Source organism: Bradyrhizobium manausense, from assembly GCF_018131105.1.
Taxonomy (GTDB): Bacteria; Pseudomonadota; Alphaproteobacteria; order Rhizobiales; family Xanthobacteraceae; genus Bradyrhizobium; species Bradyrhizobium manausense_B.
Map to the genome: position 1 here is coordinate 2581862 of NZ_JAFCJI010000001.1, position 16673 is coordinate 2598534.

The 16673-nt window shown below is 64.3% G+C and carries 17 protein-coding genes; 12 read left to right on the plus strand and 5 right to left on the minus strand.

Annotated features, from left to right (window positions below; translation table 11 throughout):
* Window positions 1-102: 102 nt before the first annotated feature.
* Window positions 103-246, minus strand: a complete 144-nt coding sequence (locus JQ631_RS12250; protein ID WP_212326493.1) for a hypothetical protein — start codon at window positions 244-246, stop codon at window positions 103-105.
* A gap of 152 nt (window positions 247-398) precedes the next feature.
* Between JQ631_RS12250 and JQ631_RS12255 the strand changes: the two genes are divergently transcribed.
* Both JQ631_RS12255 and JQ631_RS12260 read left to right on the plus strand, forming a co-directional pair.
* Complete coding sequence (locus JQ631_RS12255) at window positions 399-2087, plus strand: AMP-binding protein (RefSeq protein ID WP_212326494.1); 1689 nt, start codon at window positions 399-401, stop codon at window positions 2085-2087.
* A gap of 25 nt (window positions 2088-2112) precedes the next feature.
* On the plus strand, window positions 2113-2901 hold the full coding sequence (locus JQ631_RS12260; RefSeq protein ID WP_212326495.1) for a class I SAM-dependent methyltransferase: 789 nt from the start codon (window positions 2113-2115) through the stop codon (window positions 2899-2901).
* A gap of 43 nt (window positions 2902-2944) precedes the next feature.
* Here JQ631_RS12260 and JQ631_RS12265 read toward each other — a convergent pair whose 3' ends face one another.
* The 4 genes from JQ631_RS12265 to JQ631_RS12280 all read right to left on the minus strand — a co-directional run bounded on the left by JQ631_RS12265 (window position 2945) and on the right by JQ631_RS12280 (window position 6061).
* A complete protein-coding gene (locus JQ631_RS12265; RefSeq protein ID WP_349644976.1) occupies window positions 2945-3346 on the minus strand; it encodes a GNAT family N-acetyltransferase in 402 nt (133 codons plus the stop codon).
* 89 nt (window positions 3347-3435) lie between these two features.
* Window positions 3436-3936, minus strand: a complete 501-nt coding sequence (locus JQ631_RS12270; protein WP_212328583.1) for a hypothetical protein — start codon at window positions 3934-3936, stop codon at window positions 3436-3438.
* 166 nt (window positions 3937-4102) lie between these two features.
* On the minus strand, window positions 4103-4555 hold the full coding sequence (locus JQ631_RS12275; protein WP_212326496.1) for a DNA polymerase III subunit chi: 453 nt from the start codon (window positions 4553-4555) through the stop codon (window positions 4103-4105).
* 6 nt (window positions 4556-4561) lie between these two features.
* Window positions 4562-6061 (minus strand): leucyl aminopeptidase, encoded by a 1500-nt coding sequence (locus JQ631_RS12280; RefSeq protein WP_212326497.1) that lies wholly within the window; start codon window positions 6059-6061, stop codon window positions 4562-4564.
* Between the two features lie 340 nt (window positions 6062-6401).
* Between JQ631_RS12280 and lptF the strand changes: the two genes are divergently transcribed.
* The 10 genes from lptF to JQ631_RS12330 all read left to right on the plus strand — a co-directional run bounded on the left by lptF (window position 6402) and on the right by JQ631_RS12330 (window position 16642).
* Window positions 6402-7571 (plus strand): LPS export ABC transporter permease LptF, encoded by a 1170-nt coding sequence (gene lptF, locus JQ631_RS12285; protein WP_212326498.1) that lies wholly within the window; start codon window positions 6402-6404, stop codon window positions 7569-7571.
* Window positions 7568-8665 (plus strand): LPS export ABC transporter permease LptG, encoded by a 1098-nt coding sequence (gene lptG, locus JQ631_RS12290; RefSeq protein ID WP_212326499.1) that lies wholly within the window; start codon window positions 7568-7570, stop codon window positions 8663-8665. The genes lptF and lptG overlap by 4 nt, the downstream gene beginning before the upstream one ends.
* Entirely contained in the window at window positions 8665-11151 is a 2487-nt protein-coding gene (locus JQ631_RS12295) for an LPS-assembly protein LptD (protein ID WP_212326505.1), read from the plus strand. The genes lptG and JQ631_RS12295 overlap by 1 nt, the downstream gene beginning before the upstream one ends.
* Window positions 11152-11220: 69 nt before the next feature.
* Entirely contained in the window at window positions 11221-12153 is a 933-nt protein-coding gene (locus JQ631_RS12300) for a SurA N-terminal domain-containing protein (protein WP_212326506.1), read from the plus strand.
* Window positions 12153-13169, plus strand: a complete 1017-nt coding sequence (pdxA, locus tag JQ631_RS12305) for a 4-hydroxythreonine-4-phosphate dehydrogenase PdxA (protein ID WP_212326507.1) — start codon at window positions 12153-12155, stop codon at window positions 13167-13169. Before JQ631_RS12300 ends, pdxA begins: the two co-directional genes overlap by 1 nt.
* Window positions 13169-14023 carry a 16S rRNA (adenine(1518)-N(6)/adenine(1519)-N(6))-dimethyltransferase RsmA gene (gene rsmA, locus JQ631_RS12310; RefSeq protein ID WP_212326508.1) on the plus strand — a complete coding sequence of 285 codons (855 nt, stop codon included), beginning with the start codon at window positions 13169-13171 and terminating at the stop codon, window positions 14021-14023. The genes pdxA and rsmA overlap by 1 nt, the downstream gene beginning before the upstream one ends.
* A 25-nt stretch (window positions 14024-14048) precedes the next feature.
* Entirely contained in the window at window positions 14049-15107 is a 1059-nt protein-coding gene (locus JQ631_RS12315) for an alcohol dehydrogenase (protein ID WP_212326509.1), read from the plus strand.
* A 74-nt stretch (window positions 15108-15181) separates the two neighbouring features.
* Entirely contained in the window at window positions 15182-15409 is a 228-nt protein-coding gene (locus JQ631_RS12320; RefSeq protein WP_212326510.1) for a hypothetical protein, read from the plus strand.
* 256 nt (window positions 15410-15665) lie between these two features.
* Window positions 15666-16370, plus strand: coding sequence for a Crp/Fnr family transcriptional regulator (locus tag JQ631_RS12325; protein ID WP_212326511.1), 705 nt, complete (start codon window positions 15666-15668; stop codon window positions 16368-16370).
* A gap of 56 nt (window positions 16371-16426) precedes the next feature.
* On the plus strand, window positions 16427-16642 hold the full coding sequence (locus JQ631_RS12330; RefSeq protein WP_212326512.1) for a DUF6894 family protein: 216 nt from the start codon (window positions 16427-16429) through the stop codon (window positions 16640-16642).
* Window positions 16643-16673: the final 31 nt, after the last annotated feature.

Genomic DNA, 16673 nt, shown 5'->3' on the forward strand with positions numbered 1-16673 from the left:
TGGACATCGGCAGATGCGAGGACGCGCACATTGCGTGGCGCCTGATCACGTTTCACAACCGCGCGATTTTCGATCGCACGCACGGATGTGCAGAGCCTCCTGCTATCCGATCACGCGATCGGCGCGAGCGAGCAGCACGGCCGGCACATCGATGCCGAGCGCCTTGGCCGTCTTCAGGTTGATGACCGGTTCATAGCGGCGCGGCGCCTGGATCAGCGGCTTCGAACCAGAAAATCCAGACTGCAAACTCGCGGCAGTTGCTCCGAACCTGCTTGTGCAATCGTCCTGCGCCTCATAGGCTTGCGTCAATTTTCGAGTTCTGACGTCGCGAGGCCCGCCGTATCGCAGATCTCTGGGCCTGTCATTTCGATGTGAATGCAATTGGCCAAGGGGGTGTCATGCCGATCACCGAAAGCCACGTCCGCGGGTCAAGCGATACCCCTCTCATCGAGGACACGATCGGAGTTTTCTTCGACCAGGCCTGCGAGCGGCTATCGGAGCGCGAGGCTCTGGTCGTCCGGCATCAAGGCATCCGGTGGAGCTTCCAGGAGCTGCGCCAACAAGTCGATGGGTTGGCCGCGGGCCTTCTTGCGCTCGGACTGAAGCGCGGCGACCGGGTCGGGATCTGGTCGCCCAACAATGCGGAGTGGATCCTCACGCAATTCGCCACGGCCAAGGCGGGTCTGATCCTGGTGAACATCAATCCGGCCTACCGCGTGGGTGAGCTTGAATACGCACTCAACAAGGTGGGCTGCGCGGCGCTGGTCACGGCCGCGACTTTCAAGACCAGCAACTACATCGACATGTTGAACGCGCTCGCGCCGGAGATCGCGACATCGTCGCTCGGCCATTTGACATCGGCCAGGCTGCCGTCGCTGAAAGCCCTGATTTGCATCGGAACAGATGCGCCGGGATTTATCCGCTTCGACGCGGTGCCTAAGATGGCGACGGATCGCTCTCGCGCGCGGCTGAGCGAGCTGAGCAGCGAGCTGAGAAACACCGACGCGGTGAACATCCAGTTCACCAGCGGCACAACGGGCTCGCCGAAGGGCGCGACGTTGAGCCATCGCAACATCCTCAACAATGCGTTCTTTTCCGGCGCGACCATGGGCCTGACAGGGAGCGACAGATATTGCATCCAGGTGCCGCTCTATCATTGCGGAGGAATGGTCGTCGGAACGCTGATGTGCCTCGTTCACGGCGCCACAATGGTACTGCCGTCCGAATGGTTCGATCCGCTGGCTTCGCTCGAAACGATGGAAGCCGAGCGCTGCACGGGCGTCGGCGGTGTCCCCACGATGTTTTTGGGAATGCTGAATCACCCCGAGTTCTCGCGCTTCGACCTGCGCTCGCTGCGCACCGGATGGGCCGGTGGCGCACCCTGCCCCATCGAGATGATGAAGCGCTGCCTGTCAGACATGCATTTGCGTGATCTCACCATCGTCTTCGGCATGACGGAGACCAGCCCGGTCTCCCTGCAGACTGCGAGCAATGATCCGATCGAACGCAAGGTCGGCAGCGTCGGCCGTATCCATCCGCATGTCGAAGTCAAGATCGTCGATCCCGACGGCAAGACGGTGCCTGTCGGCACACCCGGCGAGTTTTGCACCCGCGGCTATTCCGTGATGCTTGGCTATTGGAACGACCCCGGGAAGACCGGCGAGGCGATCGATGCCAACGGCTGGATGCACACCGGTGATCTCGGCACCTTCGACGCTGACGGCTACGGCAATGTCGTCGGCCGCAGCAAGGACATGGCGATCCGCGGCGGCGAAAATATCTACCCGGTCGAGATCGAGAACGTCCTCTACCAGCATCCGGCCGTCGCCGACGCGCAAGTGTTCGGCATACCGGACGAGCGCTTCGGCGAAGAGCTTTGCGCCTGGATCAGGCTCAAGCAAGGCAGCACAACGACGGACATGGATGTCAGGTCGTTTTGCAAGGATCGCATCGCCCATTTCAAGGTCCCTCGCTATATCCGCTTCGTCGAGGAATTCCCGACGACCGTGACCGGCAAGATTCAGAAATTCGTGATGCGTCAGCGCATGATCGATGAATTGCAATTGAATGTGCAAAAGACTGCGTAGGATGCACGCTCAAGGGGGATCCCGGATGTCGTCACCCGCACCGATCAAATTCACCGATGGCACGGCTTACGAGCGCTTCATGTCGCCGTGGAGCCGATCGGCCGGGACGCTGTTCCTCGATTGGCTGGCGCGAGGCTCCGGACTGGCCTGGGCGGATGTCGGCTGCGGCAATGGCGCGTTCACCGAACTCATTCTTGCGAAGTCCGCACCTGCGTCCGTTTGCGCGGTCGATCCCTCCGACGGACAGATTGCCACTGCGCGCCAGAAATTTTCGACAAAGCCGGTCGAGCTTTCGATAGGCGATGCGATGGCCCTGCCCTACGACGCCAACCGCTTTGACGTAGCAGTCATGGCGCTGGCCCTGTTCTTTGTTCCCGACGCGCGCAAAGGTGCCTCGGAGCTGGTGCGCATCACCAAGCCCCGTGGCGTGGTCGCGTCCTATACGTGGGACATCGTGCGGGGCGGCTCACCCACGCAGCCCCTCTGGGAAGAAATGGATGGCCTCGGCAAGCCGGCTTTACGCCCCCCGAGCGCGGATGTATCGCGTTTCGAGGCGTTGAAAAGGTTGTGGGCAGAGCTCGGCCTTCGCGACGTCGAAACCCGCGAGCTGGTCGTGCAGCGGACATTTGCGGACTTCGAGGATTACTGGATCTCCATGGTCGTGAGCAGCCCGAGCGGCCCGCTGGGAAGGTTGTCAAATGCCGAGAGCGAAGAGCTGAAGCGCCGCTTGCAGGCGCGACTGCCAGCGAGCGCGACTGGCGAGATCACCGTTCACGCCTTCGCGACCGCGATCAAGGGACGCAAGGCCGCGTGACGAATGCTCACGGCGCGCAAGCACGTGGCGAAGTTCTTGGCAGCTATTCGTCCTGGAGGCTCGGCGGGCGCAGGTAGTAGATGTCCCAATCGGCTTCGTCCGTCTGCGTGAAGCCGTGGCGCCGATAGAAGCGGTTCGATGCGCTGCCACGCAACGCGCCCACGCGGATAGAGGCGCGGTGGGTATCGGCATCCGCAAAGATCTGTCGAAGCACGGCGGCTCCGATGCCCTTTCCCTGATGTTCCGGCACGATGTACAAATGGTCCAGAAGCCAGTGGTCCTGCCCAGGACGAACCGCGACGAAGCCCACGCGGACACCATCGGCTTCGATGAAGCGACAGAACGCCGGGTCAAAGGACGACAGGAAGCGATCGCGCGCACGCTGCGGGTCAAAACGTCCAGCCCGTTCCAGACTCTCGCGCATTGCGTCGATGCGAATGGTCACCAGGACTTCCGCATCAGATGGCGTCGTGGGAAAGAGTGTGACATTCACGCGAAGGCTCGTGCTGTCGCGTTCGGCATTAGGGCACCGTATTACGTCGCCGCTTTCTTCTTCGCCTTCGGCTTCACCGGCTTTGCAACGACCGGCGGCTCGGGCGTGCCTTCGATCGAGGAGAGGCGCCCTGACGTGAAGGTGTAGATGCCCGCGCGCGGGCCCGTGGTCCAGGTCACCACCGCGACACGACGGCCGGCGGCATCATTGGAGAGGTTGACGGTCGAGGGCGCGCCGATGCCGCGCACCACGTCGCATTCGGTGTGACCGAGCGCGACCGTGCCGCCCATCGGCGCCGGCGCTGTCGTCGACGCGTTGGCGTCGGCAGGTCCAGGCGGCGGTGCCATGCCGGGGCACGCACCATCGGCGCTGACGAGATCCTCGGCTGCCACCGGCTTGTCGGGGGTCAAAGGCGGCGACTCGATCGAGATATTCTTGATGAACAGGCGGCTCGGCTTGTTGAACCACTCGGCGTCCTTGGCAGATGCCAGCAGATCGGTTCCGCCCGAGCAGCCCGCGATCAGCGGCGCGACTGCCGCCAGCGCAACTATGAGCGACTTTGGAAGCTTTTGATGTCGCACGATAAACGAAAGTCCCCGCATGAAGGAGCAGCCCTAAGCGATTGTCCCAACATCACTTTGCGGCACGAAGGTGGCCAAAGCCAGTCTGGCCAAGAAAGACCAAATTATCATTAATTGCAAACGACCGCTAATTCCGCCGCTGCCACCGGCCCCGCTCGTCGGCCTGCCAATAGGTCACCTCAAATCCGCGCGCCTTGCAATCCGTCCAGGTACTGCGCGCCGACGCAAGCGCGTCCGGATCATCGCCATTGAACAGCAGCACCATCCGTTCATAGGCTTGCGCGTCCTCGGGCAATGCGGCGTTGTCGACCAGGAAGCGGACATTGGCGCCGTTCGGGTTGTCCGGCTCGATCGCCAGCACGATCGGCTGTTCGGCCACATCGTTCACGCGCCATGTCGCATGCGGCAGGAAGGAATCGTCGCGATAGGTCCATAGATGCGCGTCGAGCGCGTCGGCGCGCTCTGGCGAGGTCGACTGCACCACGACGCGCCAGCCGCGCTCGCGCGATTTCTCGAGAAGCGGCGGCAAGACGTTCTCAATCGTCATGTTTTGCAGGTGGTAGAACAGGACTTCAGTCATCTCGCGTCATTTGCGCTCATAGTGGTCTGCCACAAGGCGATCGAGCAGCCGGACGCCATAGCCGGAACCCCAGCTCTGGTTGATGTCGGTCTTGGGCGCCCCCATCGCGGTACCTGCGATGTCGAGGTGCGCCCAGGGGGTGCCGTCGACGAATCGTTGCAGGAACTGCGCCGCGGTGATCGAGCCGCCGTGACGGCCGCCGGTGTTCTTCATGTCCGCGAACTGGGAATCGATCAGCTTGTCGTATTCTGGGCCGAGCGGCAGGCGCCAGACCTTCTCGCCGCTCTCGATGCCCGCCGCGAGCAGGCGCTCGGAGAGTTCGTCATTGTTGGAGAACATGCCGGCATGATCGGTGCCGAGGGCGACCACGATCGCACCGGTCAGCGTCGCCAGATCCACCATGAATTTCGGCTTGGTCTTCCTGGCGACGTACCAGAGCACGTCGGCGAGCACGAGGCGGCCTTCCGCGTCGGTGTTGATGATCTCGATGGTCTGGCCCGACATCGAGGTGACGATGTCGCCTGGCCGCTGCGCATTGCCATCGGGCATGTTCTCGACGAGGCCGATGGCGCCGACCGCGTTGACCCTGGCCTTGCGCGCCGCGAGCGCGTGCATCAGGCCGACGACGCAGGCCGCTCCGCCCATGTCGCCCTTCATGTCCTCCATGCTGCCGGCCGGCTTGATCGAGATGCCGCCGGTGTCGAAGCAGACCCCCTTGCCGACGAAGGCCACCGGCGCCTCGCCCTTCTTGCCGCCGTCCCAGCGCATGATGACGGTGCGGCTCGGTCGCGCCGAGCCCTGGCCGACGCCGAGCAGCGCGCCCATGCCGAGCTTTTGCATCGCCTTGACGTCGAGCACCTCGATTCTGACGCCGAGCTTGCGCAGCTGGCTGGCGCGGCGCGCGAACTCCTCGGGATACAGCACGTTCGGCGGCTCGTTGACGAGATCGCGCGCGATGATGACGCCGTCGACCACAGCACCGGCCGAGGCAAAGGCTTTCTTCGCAGCGGCCGCATCGCTGACAGCGAGCGAGATTTCTGCGCGCAGCGCGCCCTCCTCGCCATCCTTCTTTTTGGTCTTGTAGCGGTCGAACTTGTAGGCGCGTAAGCGCAGCCCCGAGGCGATCCCAACCGCCTGCTCGCTGCTCATGGCCCCGCCGGGCAGCTCCGCGATGATAGTCATGGCCGCGGAACCCGCCTTGAGTTTGCTCGCCGCGATGCCTCCGAATTTGAGGAAGTCGTTGGCTTTCAGGCCCGAGGCCTTGCCGGTTCCGATCAGGATCAGGCGCTCGGCCTTCAGACCCTCGGGGGCGAGGATGTCCAGGGCGGCGCCGCTTTTGCCCTTGAATGAGCCGGCGGCCGCTGCCCGCTTGACGAGTTCGTTCGCCCCGCCGAGCGCCTTTGATGTCGCCGGGCCGACCTTCAGAGCATCGTCACAGAACACGACCAGAATGCCACGGGCGGCAGAAGCCATTGGGACAAAGCCGACCTTGATGGCATCGGACATGAGTAACTCCTCGAAAACATGGGGCTTTTTGTCGATCAACCGGTACGGCCGAAGGCCGGAGCTGAACGACGATTCACAGGTCTCTTCCCACTATGGGCGAGAAGCGCGGTCGATGCCAAGCACCGCCCGTGGCCGGGACGCCACATCGAGGGAAATATTAACCATATAGCGAGGGTGCCATGGGTCAGCCATTTTGTTGACGGATCAAAGGGATGGTAGTGAGAATGTAAGCCTCCGGAAGAGGTGATTGGCCGGCCTTGGGGATCCCTGTCAGGGGATTGGTCGGACAGCCCGAATTCTGGTGCGCGTTGGGGTCTTGGTGGGATTCGTGCGGTAGCGCATGGGGTCGATCGACAGGTATATTTTCCGCACGACGCTGGCGTCGTTTGCGCTCGTCCTGGTCAGCCTCACCGGCGTGATCTGGATTACGCAGGCGTTGCGCGGCATCGACCTGATGACGAGCCAGGGTCAGACCATCATGACCTTTCTCGGCATCACCAGCCTGGTGATCCCGGCGCTGGTGCTGATCATCTCGCCGATCGCGCTGATGATCGCGATCTCGCACACGCTGAACAAGCTCGCGACCGATTCCGAGATCATCGTGATGAATGCCGCCGGCTTCTCGCCGTTCCGGCTGTTCTATCCGTTCTTCTACGCCACCTGCGTGGTGGCGCTGCTGGTCGCCTTCATCGCCGCCTATCTCGCGCCCGACGGCATGCGGCGGATCAAGCAGTGGGACGCCGAGATCACCGCCGACGTGCTCACCAACATCCTCCAGCCGGGCCGCTTCGCCCAGCTCGACAAGAATCTCACGATCCGGATTCGCGAGCGGCTGCCCGGCGGCATCCTCGCGGGCATCTTCATCGACGACCGCCGCGATCCGAACGAGCGCGTCTCGATCGTCGCCGAGCATGGCGAGGTCGTGAAGAACGAGAACGGCTCGTTCCTGGTGCTCAAGGACGGCAATCTCCAGCGCTTCGAGGCCGGCAAGCGCGATCCTGCGCTGGTGGCGTTCGGCCGCTACGGCTTCGACATGTCGAAGTTCGGCAATCAGGGCCACGACGTCACCCTCGGAATCCGCGAGCGCTATCTGTGGGAGCTGTTCTCGCCGTCCGAGGACGACCCCGTCTACAAGCAGATCCCCGGCCAGTTCCGCTCGGCCCTGCATGACAGCCTGCTGGCGCCGATCTATCCCTTCGCCTTTGCCGTGCTGACCTTCGCCTTCCTGGGGGCGCCGCGAACCACCCGCCAGAGTCGCAACTTTTCGATCGGCTCCTCGATCCTCGCCGTGTTCGGCCTGCGCATGGCCGGCTTCGCCTGCTCGGTCATGTCGGTGAAATCGTCGGGCCCGGTGCTGGTCCAATACGCGATGGTGCTCGGGGGCATCGGCCTCGGGCTGTGGATGATCATCGGCGGCATCGTGGTCGAGCCGCCGCCCGGTCTGATGGAGGCCGTCAACAGGTCGAATGCGCGCATCGCGCGGCTGTTCGGACGGCCGGTCGCCGCATGAGCATGCTCACCAATACGCTCGGGCGCTATTTCGCCGGCCGCTTCGTGGTCGCCGCACTCGGCGTGTTCGCGAGCATCTTCCTGCTGCTGGTGCTGGTCGATTACATCGAGATGGTGCGCAAGACCTCAGGGCTCGCATCGGCGTCCGCGATCATGGTGGCCGAGACCTCGCTGTTCCGGGTGCCGCAGCTGCTGGAGAAGCTGACGCCGTTCTGCATGCTGATCGGCGCCATGACCTGCTATCTCGCCCTCTCCCGCCGGCTCGAGCTCGTGGTCGCGCGCGCGGCCGGCATCTCGGCCTGGCAGTTCATCTCGCCGGCGCTCGGCAGCGCGCTGCTGATCGGCGTGATCGCCACCGTCGCCTACAATCCGATGTCGGCGAATTTGCGCGAGCTCTCCAAGCGCATGGAAGCCGAGCTGTTCGGCTCGGCGCCCGGCGGCGGCATCCAGGATGCCTCGGGCTTCTGGCTCAACCAGGTGACCAGCGACGGCCAGACCATCATCAACGCGGCGCGCAGCGAGCAGCAGGGCGTCCGGCTGACCGGGCTTACGCTGTTCCGGTTTGACACAGAGCAGCACTTCAAGGAGCGGGTCGAGGCGCGCGAGGCGACGCTCGAGGCCGGCCACTGGCTGTTCAAAGGCGTCCGCCGCTTCTCGCTCGACGGTCCTCCGGTCGACCAGGCGAGTCTGGAGATTCCGACGACGCTGACCGAGGCGCAGGTTCGCAACAGCTTTTCCACACCCGAGACTGTGTCCTTTTGGCAACTACCGAGCTACATCCGCTCGTCCGAGAGTTCGGGGTTCGCGACAGCGGGATATCGACTCCAGTATCACAAACTGCTGGCACAGCCGTTTTTGCTCGCCGCCATGGTGATGCTCGCGGCTTCCGTGTCGCTGCGCTTCTTCCGGATGGGCGGCGTACAGAAGATGGTTTTGAGTGGCGTGGGCGCAGGCTTTCTGCTCTACGTCCTGTCGAAAGTGACTGAAGACTTGAGCAAGGCTGAGTTGATGCATCCGATCGCTGCGGCGTGGTTGCCCGTGGTGGTGGGCGGCCTCACCGGCTTTTTGGCCTTGCTGTATCAGGAGGACGGATAGTGACGGCCGTCCGCCGAGGACAATTGGCTGGCTGGGCGCCGCGCACCCTGTTGCGCGCGAACGGGTGCGGCTTGTCCATCCGCAAGCACGCGCTGGCCGTCCTCGCCGTCGCCTCGCTCGCCGGCATGATGGACCTTGCCGCGGTGGCGCCTGCCGCCGCCCAGGGCTTCACCTACAATCCGCTGCCGCCCCGCCCGAAGCCGCCGAAGGTCGCCAATGACGGGCAGATGCTCGTGCAGGCCACCGAGGTCGACTACGACTACAACAATTCGCGCGTCTCCGCGGTCGGCAACGTGCAGCTGTTCTACAACGGCACAAGTGTCGAGGCCGACCGGGTCATCTACGACCAGAAGACCAAGCGCCTCCATGCCGAAGGCAACATCCGCATGACGGATGCCGACGGCAAGATCACCTATGCCGAGATCCTGGATCTCTCCGACGATTACCGCGACGGTTTCGTCGATTCGCTGCGCGTGGACACCGCCGACCAGACCCGCATGGCCGCGACCCGCGCCGACCGCTCCAGCGGCAACTACACGGTGTTCGAGAACGGCGTCTACACGGCCTGCGCGCCGTGCAAGGACGATCCGAAGAAGCCGCCGCTGTGGCAGGTCAAGGGTGCCCGCATCATCCACGACCAGCAGGAGAAGATGCTGTACTTCGAGACAGCGTCGCTTGAGTTCTTCGGCGTGCCGATCGCCTACATGCCCTACTTCTCGACGCCCGACCCGACCGTGAAGCGCAAGACCGGCTTCCTGATGCCTGGCTTCACCTCCTACACGGCGTTCGGCTACGGCGTCGAAGTGCCGTTCTACTGGGCGATCGCGCCCGACATGGACGCGACCTTCAGCCCGCGCATCACCTCCAAGCAGGGCGTGCTGTTCCAGGCCGAGTTCCGCCAGCGCCTGATGGACGGCGCCTACCAGGTCCGTGTCTACGGCATCGACCAGCTCAACCCGGGCAATTTCGTCGGCCAGCCGGGTGACCGTCAGTTCCGCGGCGGCATCGAGACCAAGGGCCAGTTCGCGCTCAACGACAAATGGGTCTGGGGCTGGGACGGCGTCCTGCTCTCCGACTACTACTTCATGTCGGACTACCGTCTGTCGGCCTATCGCGACCCGCTCGGCTCGTTCCTGAACCTGCCGACGGATGCGCTGTCGCAGCTCTATCTGACCGGCGTCGGCAATCGCAGCTTCTTCGACGCGCGCACGATGTACTGGACGAGCTTCTCGGGTAACCAGCAGCAGGTGCCGGTCGTCTACCCCGTGATCGACTACTCGAACGTGCTGAACTATCCGGTCTTCGGCGGCGAGTTCTCCTACAAGACGAACTTCGTCAACCTGACGCGGAACGACGCGGCGTTCGATCCGATCACGACGACCTCCAACACCTCGGGCCTCTGCGCAATCCTGTCGGCCGACCCCGGTGCCCGCAGCATGCCGAATGGATGTCTGCTGCGCGGCGTCCCCGGCACCTACACCCGCCTGACGGCGGAGGCGCAGTGGCGCAAGTCCTACACCGATCCGTTCGGCGAGATCTGGACGCCGTTTGCGATCCTGCGCGCAGACGCGATCAACGCCGACATCTCCAACCAGCCGGGCGTGTCGAACTACCTGCCCGTCGGCGACACCCAGGCGTTCCGCCTGATGCCGACCGTCGGCCTCGAATACCGCTATCCCTTCATCAACGTTCAGCCCTGGGGCTCGACCACCATCGAGCCGATCGCGCAGGTCATCATCCGCCCGAACGAGACCTATGCCGGCAAGCTTCCGAACGAGGACGCGCAGAGCATGGTGTTCGACGCCACGAACCTGTTCAGCGTCGACAAGTTCTCCGGCTACGACCGCGTCGAAGGCGGCGGCCGCGCCAATGTCGGCGTGCAGGCGACCACGCAGTTCGACAAGGGCGGCGCCGTCAAGGTGCTGTTCGGGCAGTCCTACCAGCTGTTCGGCATGAACTCCTTCGCGGTTCAGGACACCATCAATACAGGCCTCGATTCCGGCCTCGACAAGCCGCGTTCCGACTACGTCGCAAGCGCCGCCTACTCGCCGAACAGCACCTACACGTTCAGCGTCCGCTCCCGCATGGACGAGCAGACCTGGAACATCCAGCGCTTCGAGGCCGAAGGCCGCGCCAACTTCAATCGCTGGTCGGTCAGCATGATGTACGGCAATTACGCGCCGCAGCCGGAACTCGGTTACCTGACCCGCCGTGAGGGCATCCTGACCTCGGGCTCGATCAAGGTCGCGACCAACTGGGTGGTGACGGGCTCGGCGCGCTGGGACCTCGAGGCCAACAAGATCAACCAATATGTGCTCGGCGCCGGCTATGTCGACGATTGCTTCGTGCTGGCGGCGAACTATGTAACTTCCTATAGCTATTCTGCGGGCACCACGCCGCCCGTGCTGAGCCACGCGTTCATGTTCCAGATCGGCCTGCGCACGCTGGCGACCTCGACCGGCTCCAGCACATCCGGCCTCCAGTGAACCTGTTTGAACTGCCGGCCGCCTGTTCCCGATTGCGGGATCATCTCGGCTGACATGCGAGCGACAACCATGACGACCCGATTGCCTGTATTCCGCCTTCTCCCCTTCATGCTCGTCGTGTTGCTGACTCTCGCCGGCGCACCGGCATGGGCACAGAACATCGTGGTCATGGTCAACGGCGATCCCATCACCGATTTCGACATCGAGCAGCGCACCAAGCTCGACACGCTGACGACGCAGAAGACGCCGAGCCGGCAGGACGTCATCAACACGCTGATCGACGACAAGATCAAGATCAAGGAAGGCAAGAAGTACGGCGTCGAGCCCGGCGTCTCCGACATCAACCAGTCCTATGACGGCATGGCGCAGCGCATGCGCATCTCGACCGACACGCTCACCAAATCGCTGGAGAGCAAGGGCGTGCGCCCCGACACCCTCAAGAGCCGCATGCGGTCCGAGATGGTCTGGACCAGCCTCGTGCGCGGTCGCTTCAAGGAGAAGCTGATCGTTGGCGAGAAGGACGTCGCCGACAAAGTGCGGGAGAACGGTGAGGCGAAGCTCCAGATCGAGGGCACCGAATACAAGATGCAGCCGATCGTGCTGATCGTGCCGCGCGGTTCGTCCTCCGCATTCCAGGAGACGCGGATGAAGGAAGCCGAGCAATATCGCGCGCGTGTCGGAAGCTGCGAGGAAGCCAATTCGTTGTTCCGTTCGACGCCGAACGCCACCATCCGCGACACTGTCACCAAGACCACCGCCGACCTGCCGGAGGCGCTCCGCAAGGTGCTCGACGACACGCCGATCGGCCACCTCACGGCACCCGAAGTGACAAGGTCCGGCATCGAGATGGTCGTGCTTTGCTCACGCAAGCCGACCACGATCGACACGCCGAAGAAGCGCGAAATCCGCGACAAGATGTATCAGGAGAAGTACGAGAAGACCCAGAAGGCCTATCTCGACGAGCTCCGCAAAGCAGCGATGATCGAATATCGCAACCACTGATGGCCACCGCTCCCGCAAAGCCCCTCGCGCTCACGCTCGGAGAACCCGCCGGCATCGGCCCCGACATCACCATTGCAGCCTGGCTCAGGCGCCGCGAGCTGGATCTGCCTGCCTTCTATCTGCTCGGCGACGAGGCGATGATCGCGCAGCGCGCCAGGACGCTGGGCACAGAGATCAGGATCGCCGCGGTCAGCCCGGGCGAAGCCGCAACGGCCTTTTCCGACGCCCTGCCCGTGGTTGCGACCGGCGAGCGCGTAACGGCCGTACCAGGCAAGCCGGACGCTTCGAGCGCACCGGCTGCGCTCGCCTCGATCCGCCAGGCTGTCAGCGACGTGCGCGCAGGGCTCGCCAGTGCCGTCGTCACCAACCCCATCGCCAAGAGCGTGCTCTACCGCGCGGGCTTCCGCCACCCCGGCCACACCGAATTCCTCGCAGAGCTCGCAGCCACCGACGATGCCGGCGCGCCACAGCCGGTGATGATGCTGTGGTCGCCGCGTCTCGCCGTGGTGCCGGTGACGATCCACGTGTCCTTGCGGGATGCTCTCGCAGAGCTCACCAGCGACCTCATCGTCTCGACCGTGCGCATCGTCGCGACCGAGCTTGCATCCCGCTTCGGCATTGCCCGTCCCCGCATCGCGATCTCCGGACTCAATCCCCATGCCGGCGAAGATGGGTCGCTCGGCCACGAAGAGCAGACCGTGATCGCGCCGGCGCTCAAGGTTCTGCGCAATGACGGCATCGACGCCAGGGGCCCGCTGCCCGCCGACACCATGTTCCACGACGCTGCGCGCAACACCTATGACTGCGCGGTCTGCATGTATCACGACCAGGCGCTGATCCCGATCAAGACCGTTGCCTTCGACGACGCGGTCAACGTCACGCTCGGCCTGCCCTTCATCCGCACCTCGCCCGATCACGGCACCGCCTTCGACATCGCCGGCACCGGCAAGGCCAATCCGTCCAGCCTGATCGCTGCGCTCAAGCTCGCAGGCCGCATGGCGGCTGCGAACAGCTGATGAGCGCCATCGACGACCTCCCGCCGCTTCGCGAGGTCATTCGCCAGCATGCGCTGTCGGCCCGCAAATCGTTGGGGCAGAATTTTCTGCTCGATCTCAATCTCACTGCGCGCATCGCGCGCGCGGCAGCCCCGCTTGAAGAGTCCACCATTGTCGAGATCGGTCCGGGCCCGGGCGGGTTGACACGCGCGCTGCTCGCGCTCGGCGCCAGACGCGTCATCGCCATCGAACACGACGAGCGCGCGATTCCGGCGCTGAACGATATTTCCGCGCGCTACCCGGGCCGGCTCGAAATCGTGCATGGGGACGCCATGACCTTCGATCCGCGGCCGCTGCTTGCAGGCGAGCGCGCCAAGATCGTCGCCAACCTGCCTTACAACATCGCGACCCAGCTTCTGATCAACTGGCTCACCATCGAGCCCTGGCCGCCCTGGTACGACATGATGGTGCTGATGTTTCAGCGAGAGGTCGGCGAGCGCATCGTCGCACGCGAGGACGAGGAGGCCTATGGCCGACTCGGCGTGCTCGCCAACTGGCGTGCGGAGACAAAGATCCTGTTCGACATTTCGCCATCCGCCTTCGTGCCGCCGCCGAAGGTCACATCGTCCGTCGTGCGGCTGGTGCCGCGCGCCGAACCGCTGCCCTGCGATCGCAGGATGCTCGAGCAGGTCGCGGCCGCCGCCTTCGGACAACGGCGCAAAATGCTGCGCCAGAGCCTGAAATCGCTCGGCGTCGATCCGGCGCGACTAGCCGCCGCCGCCGGCGTCGATGCGACGCGGCGCGCCGAGACCATTCCCATCTCCGGCTTTGTTGCCATGGCACGTGAATTGGCCGATATACGCAGCGAAGCCTGACAATTTATATTCCGGAGGAAAGAAAATGGCGTTGATGCGTCGGCAGTCGCTGGTCAAATTCGATGCGCCCCTGTGCGAGACCATCGTCGATACGCCCAAGCCGCAAGGCTCCGAGGTGCTGGTGCGCATCGAGCGCTGCGGCCTCTGCCATTCCGACCTGCACATCCAGGACGGCTATGCCGATCTCGGCGGCGGCAAGAAGCTCGACACCACGCGCGGCATGACGCTGCCCTTCACGCTCGGCCACGAGATCGCCGGCGTCGTCGACGAAGTCGGCCCCGACGTACCGGCTGGTCTTGTCGGTGCGAAGAAGGCGGTGTTTCCCTGGATCGGCTGCGGCCAGTGCCGCGACTGCAAGAACGGCGACGAGAACCTCTGCGCCAAGCAGCGCTTCCTCGGTGTGGCCATCGACGGGGGCTTCGCCACCCACGTGCTGGTGCCGGACGCAAAGTATCTGCTCGACTACGATCCCCTGCCCGTCAACCAGGCCGCGACGCTGATGTGTTCCGGCGTGACCGCCTACGGCGCGCTCAAGCGCCTGGTCGATCGTCCGCGCCAGCGCAACCTTCTGCTGATCGGTCTCGGCGGGGTCGGCATGATGGGCCTGTCGTTCGCGCAGGCAATGTTCAAGCAGCCGATCACGGTCGCAGATCTCTCGCCGGCCGCGCGCGAGACCGCACTGAAGAACGGCGCCGCCAACGCCTACGATCCGTCCGAGCCCGACGTCATCAAGCGCATCCTGAAGGAAACCGACGGCGGCTTCGATGAGGTCGTCGATTTCGCCGGCAACGAGAAGTCGATGGCGTTTGCGGTCGCGGTCGCCGCGCGTGGTGGCAAGGTCGTTGTCTCCGGCCTGATGGGCGGCCAGTTCACGCTGCCGATGGTGCAATGGATCTACAAGCGCCTGACGGTCGAGGGCTTCATGGTCGGCACGCTTGCGGAGGCCCACGAACTGATGGCGCTCGCCCGCGCCGGCAAGATCAAGCCGACGCCGATGCGCGAGGAGCCGATGGGCGACGTCCAGAAATGGATCGATGAATTGCGCGCCGGCAAGGTCGTCGGACGCATCGTGCTGAAGAACTGAGCTGCCGCCGGCGGCGAGATGCATGTCTCGCCGCCCCTCGCGGAACGGCTGCGGCAGCACCGCGTTGGCAGCGCATGTCCATTCGCTGCACGGTCGAGAGCGCATTCTTCATCGCCTGGAGCTTCCTTGAGAAGACCGGCGAACTCGGCCCGCCCGACACCGCCGCAAACACCATTCTGGATGCGATCGAAGCGCAGCTCAAAACCGGCGAACGCCGGCCGTTGATGCTTGCCAACAGGGCAATCGATGCCTACCGGCGCTTGAACCAGCTGTCAGCCGCGCGCGAGGCTCGCCTGGGGTGACGGGCGATGCCCCTGGCCCGGCCCTTGTGTTCACTCCTGAACAGAGCCTCGTTCGATTTCGAAATTCCGTAGTTCTCCGGGCGAGAACAAAGTTCGGGGCGTGGCCCGCATGCAACGCAACGCGTGCGTCGCGGTTCGGGGTCACTCTTTTTCGATTTCCCGCAAGTCCTTGTGTGCACTTTGGAACCGTCGGTTCCTGCGTGGAAAAGTAGGGTTCTCCTCGGTTGCCGATTCCCGGCAGTTAAGAGAACCAAGCGTGACCGGCCGGCCCAAGAACGAGCTCCTCGAGAAGCTCAGCACCCACGATTTCGAGCTGCTTGCCCCTCATTTGCAGTCGGTCGACCTCGCGGCGAACCACATCCTTCACCATGCCGGCGACAGCATCGCCGTGGTCCACTTTCCCTGCGGCCCCACCTTCGTGTCGCTCGCGGTGCCCGTCGAGGATGATCGCGAGGTCGAAAGCCTCCTGGTCGGCCGCGAGGGGGTGATCGGCCTTTCGGCTGGCCGGGGCCCGTCACTGGCCTATGCGCGCATCGTCGTGAAGGTGGGCGGCACGGCACTGCGCCTGCCGCTGCGCGCGCTCGAACAGGCGCAGCAGAGATCGGCGAGCCTGCAGGATTCGTTCGCACGCTACGCCGCCTGTCAGCTCGCACAGCTGCTCCAGACCGCAGCCTGCAACGCCGCGCATTCGATCGAGCAGCGCGCTGCAAAATGGATCATCGCGGCGCAGGAGCACATCGGCGGCGACGAGATTCCCTTCACCCACGAGCAGCTCGCCGGCATGCTTGGCGTCTCTCGCAGCTATGCCAGCCGCGTCATCCAGATGCTGAAGGCAAGGCGCATCCTTGCAACGCGCCGCTGCGCCATCCTGATCCTCGACGGACCGGCGCTTGCCGCCAGCGCCTGCGCCTGCAACCACGCGGTCAGGAAGCACTTCGGCGAAGTGCTGGGCGCGCGCTGACGGCGCGGCCGTTCCGCACGCCCCGGAACATATTCACGTCGCCCGCATTGCCGCACATGCAGCGGTACTTTTTCCATTTCGAAGGGCAGCAGCCTCACACCGACACGACAGGCGAGTCGCTCGCCGACGACGAGGCTGCCTGGCGCGAAGCGGTCCGCCTCTCCCGCGATGTCGAACATGCGCTGCGTCCCGGCGACAACTGGACGCTCAGCGTGTTCGACGGCACCGAGCCGGTGTTCGTGCTGGCGATGGTGACGCGGCGGTTTCGGTAGCGCACGAGGCGCGCAGCACCGGCAGACAGCA

Excerpts from the sequence above, each read along its gene's own strand:
- JQ631_RS12255 (WP_212326494.1), top strand. The coding sequence starts at position 399 with ATGCCGATCACCGAAAGCCACGTCCGCGGGTCAAGCGATACCCCTCTC.
- JQ631_RS12260 (WP_212326495.1), top strand. The coding sequence starts at position 2,113 with ATGTCGTCACCCGCACCGATCAAATTCACCGATGGCACGGCTTACGAG.
- JQ631_RS12275 (WP_212326496.1), bottom strand. The coding sequence starts at position 4,555 with ATGACTGAAGTCCTGTTCTACCACCTGCAAAACATGACGATTGAGAAC.
- JQ631_RS12280 (WP_212326497.1), bottom strand. The coding sequence starts at position 6,061 with ATGTCCGATGCCATCAAGGTCGGCTTTGTCCCAATGGCTTCTGCCGCC.
- lptF (WP_212326498.1), top strand. The coding sequence starts at position 6,402 with ATGGGGTCGATCGACAGGTATATTTTCCGCACGACGCTGGCGTCGTTT.
- lptG (WP_212326499.1), top strand. The coding sequence starts at position 7,568 with ATGAGCATGCTCACCAATACGCTCGGGCGCTATTTCGCCGGCCGCTTC.
- JQ631_RS12300 (WP_212326506.1), top strand. The coding sequence starts at position 11,221 with ATGACGACCCGATTGCCTGTATTCCGCCTTCTCCCCTTCATGCTCGTC.
- pdxA (WP_212326507.1), top strand. The coding sequence starts at position 12,153 with ATGGCCACCGCTCCCGCAAAGCCCCTCGCGCTCACGCTCGGAGAACCC.
- rsmA (WP_212326508.1), top strand. The coding sequence starts at position 13,169 with ATGAGCGCCATCGACGACCTCCCGCCGCTTCGCGAGGTCATTCGCCAG.
- JQ631_RS12315 (WP_212326509.1), top strand. The coding sequence starts at position 14,049 with ATGGCGTTGATGCGTCGGCAGTCGCTGGTCAAATTCGATGCGCCCCTG.
- JQ631_RS12320 (WP_212326510.1), top strand. The coding sequence starts at position 15,182 with ATGTCCATTCGCTGCACGGTCGAGAGCGCATTCTTCATCGCCTGGAGC.
- JQ631_RS12330 (WP_212326512.1), top strand. The coding sequence starts at position 16,427 with ATGCAGCGGTACTTTTTCCATTTCGAAGGGCAGCAGCCTCACACCGAC.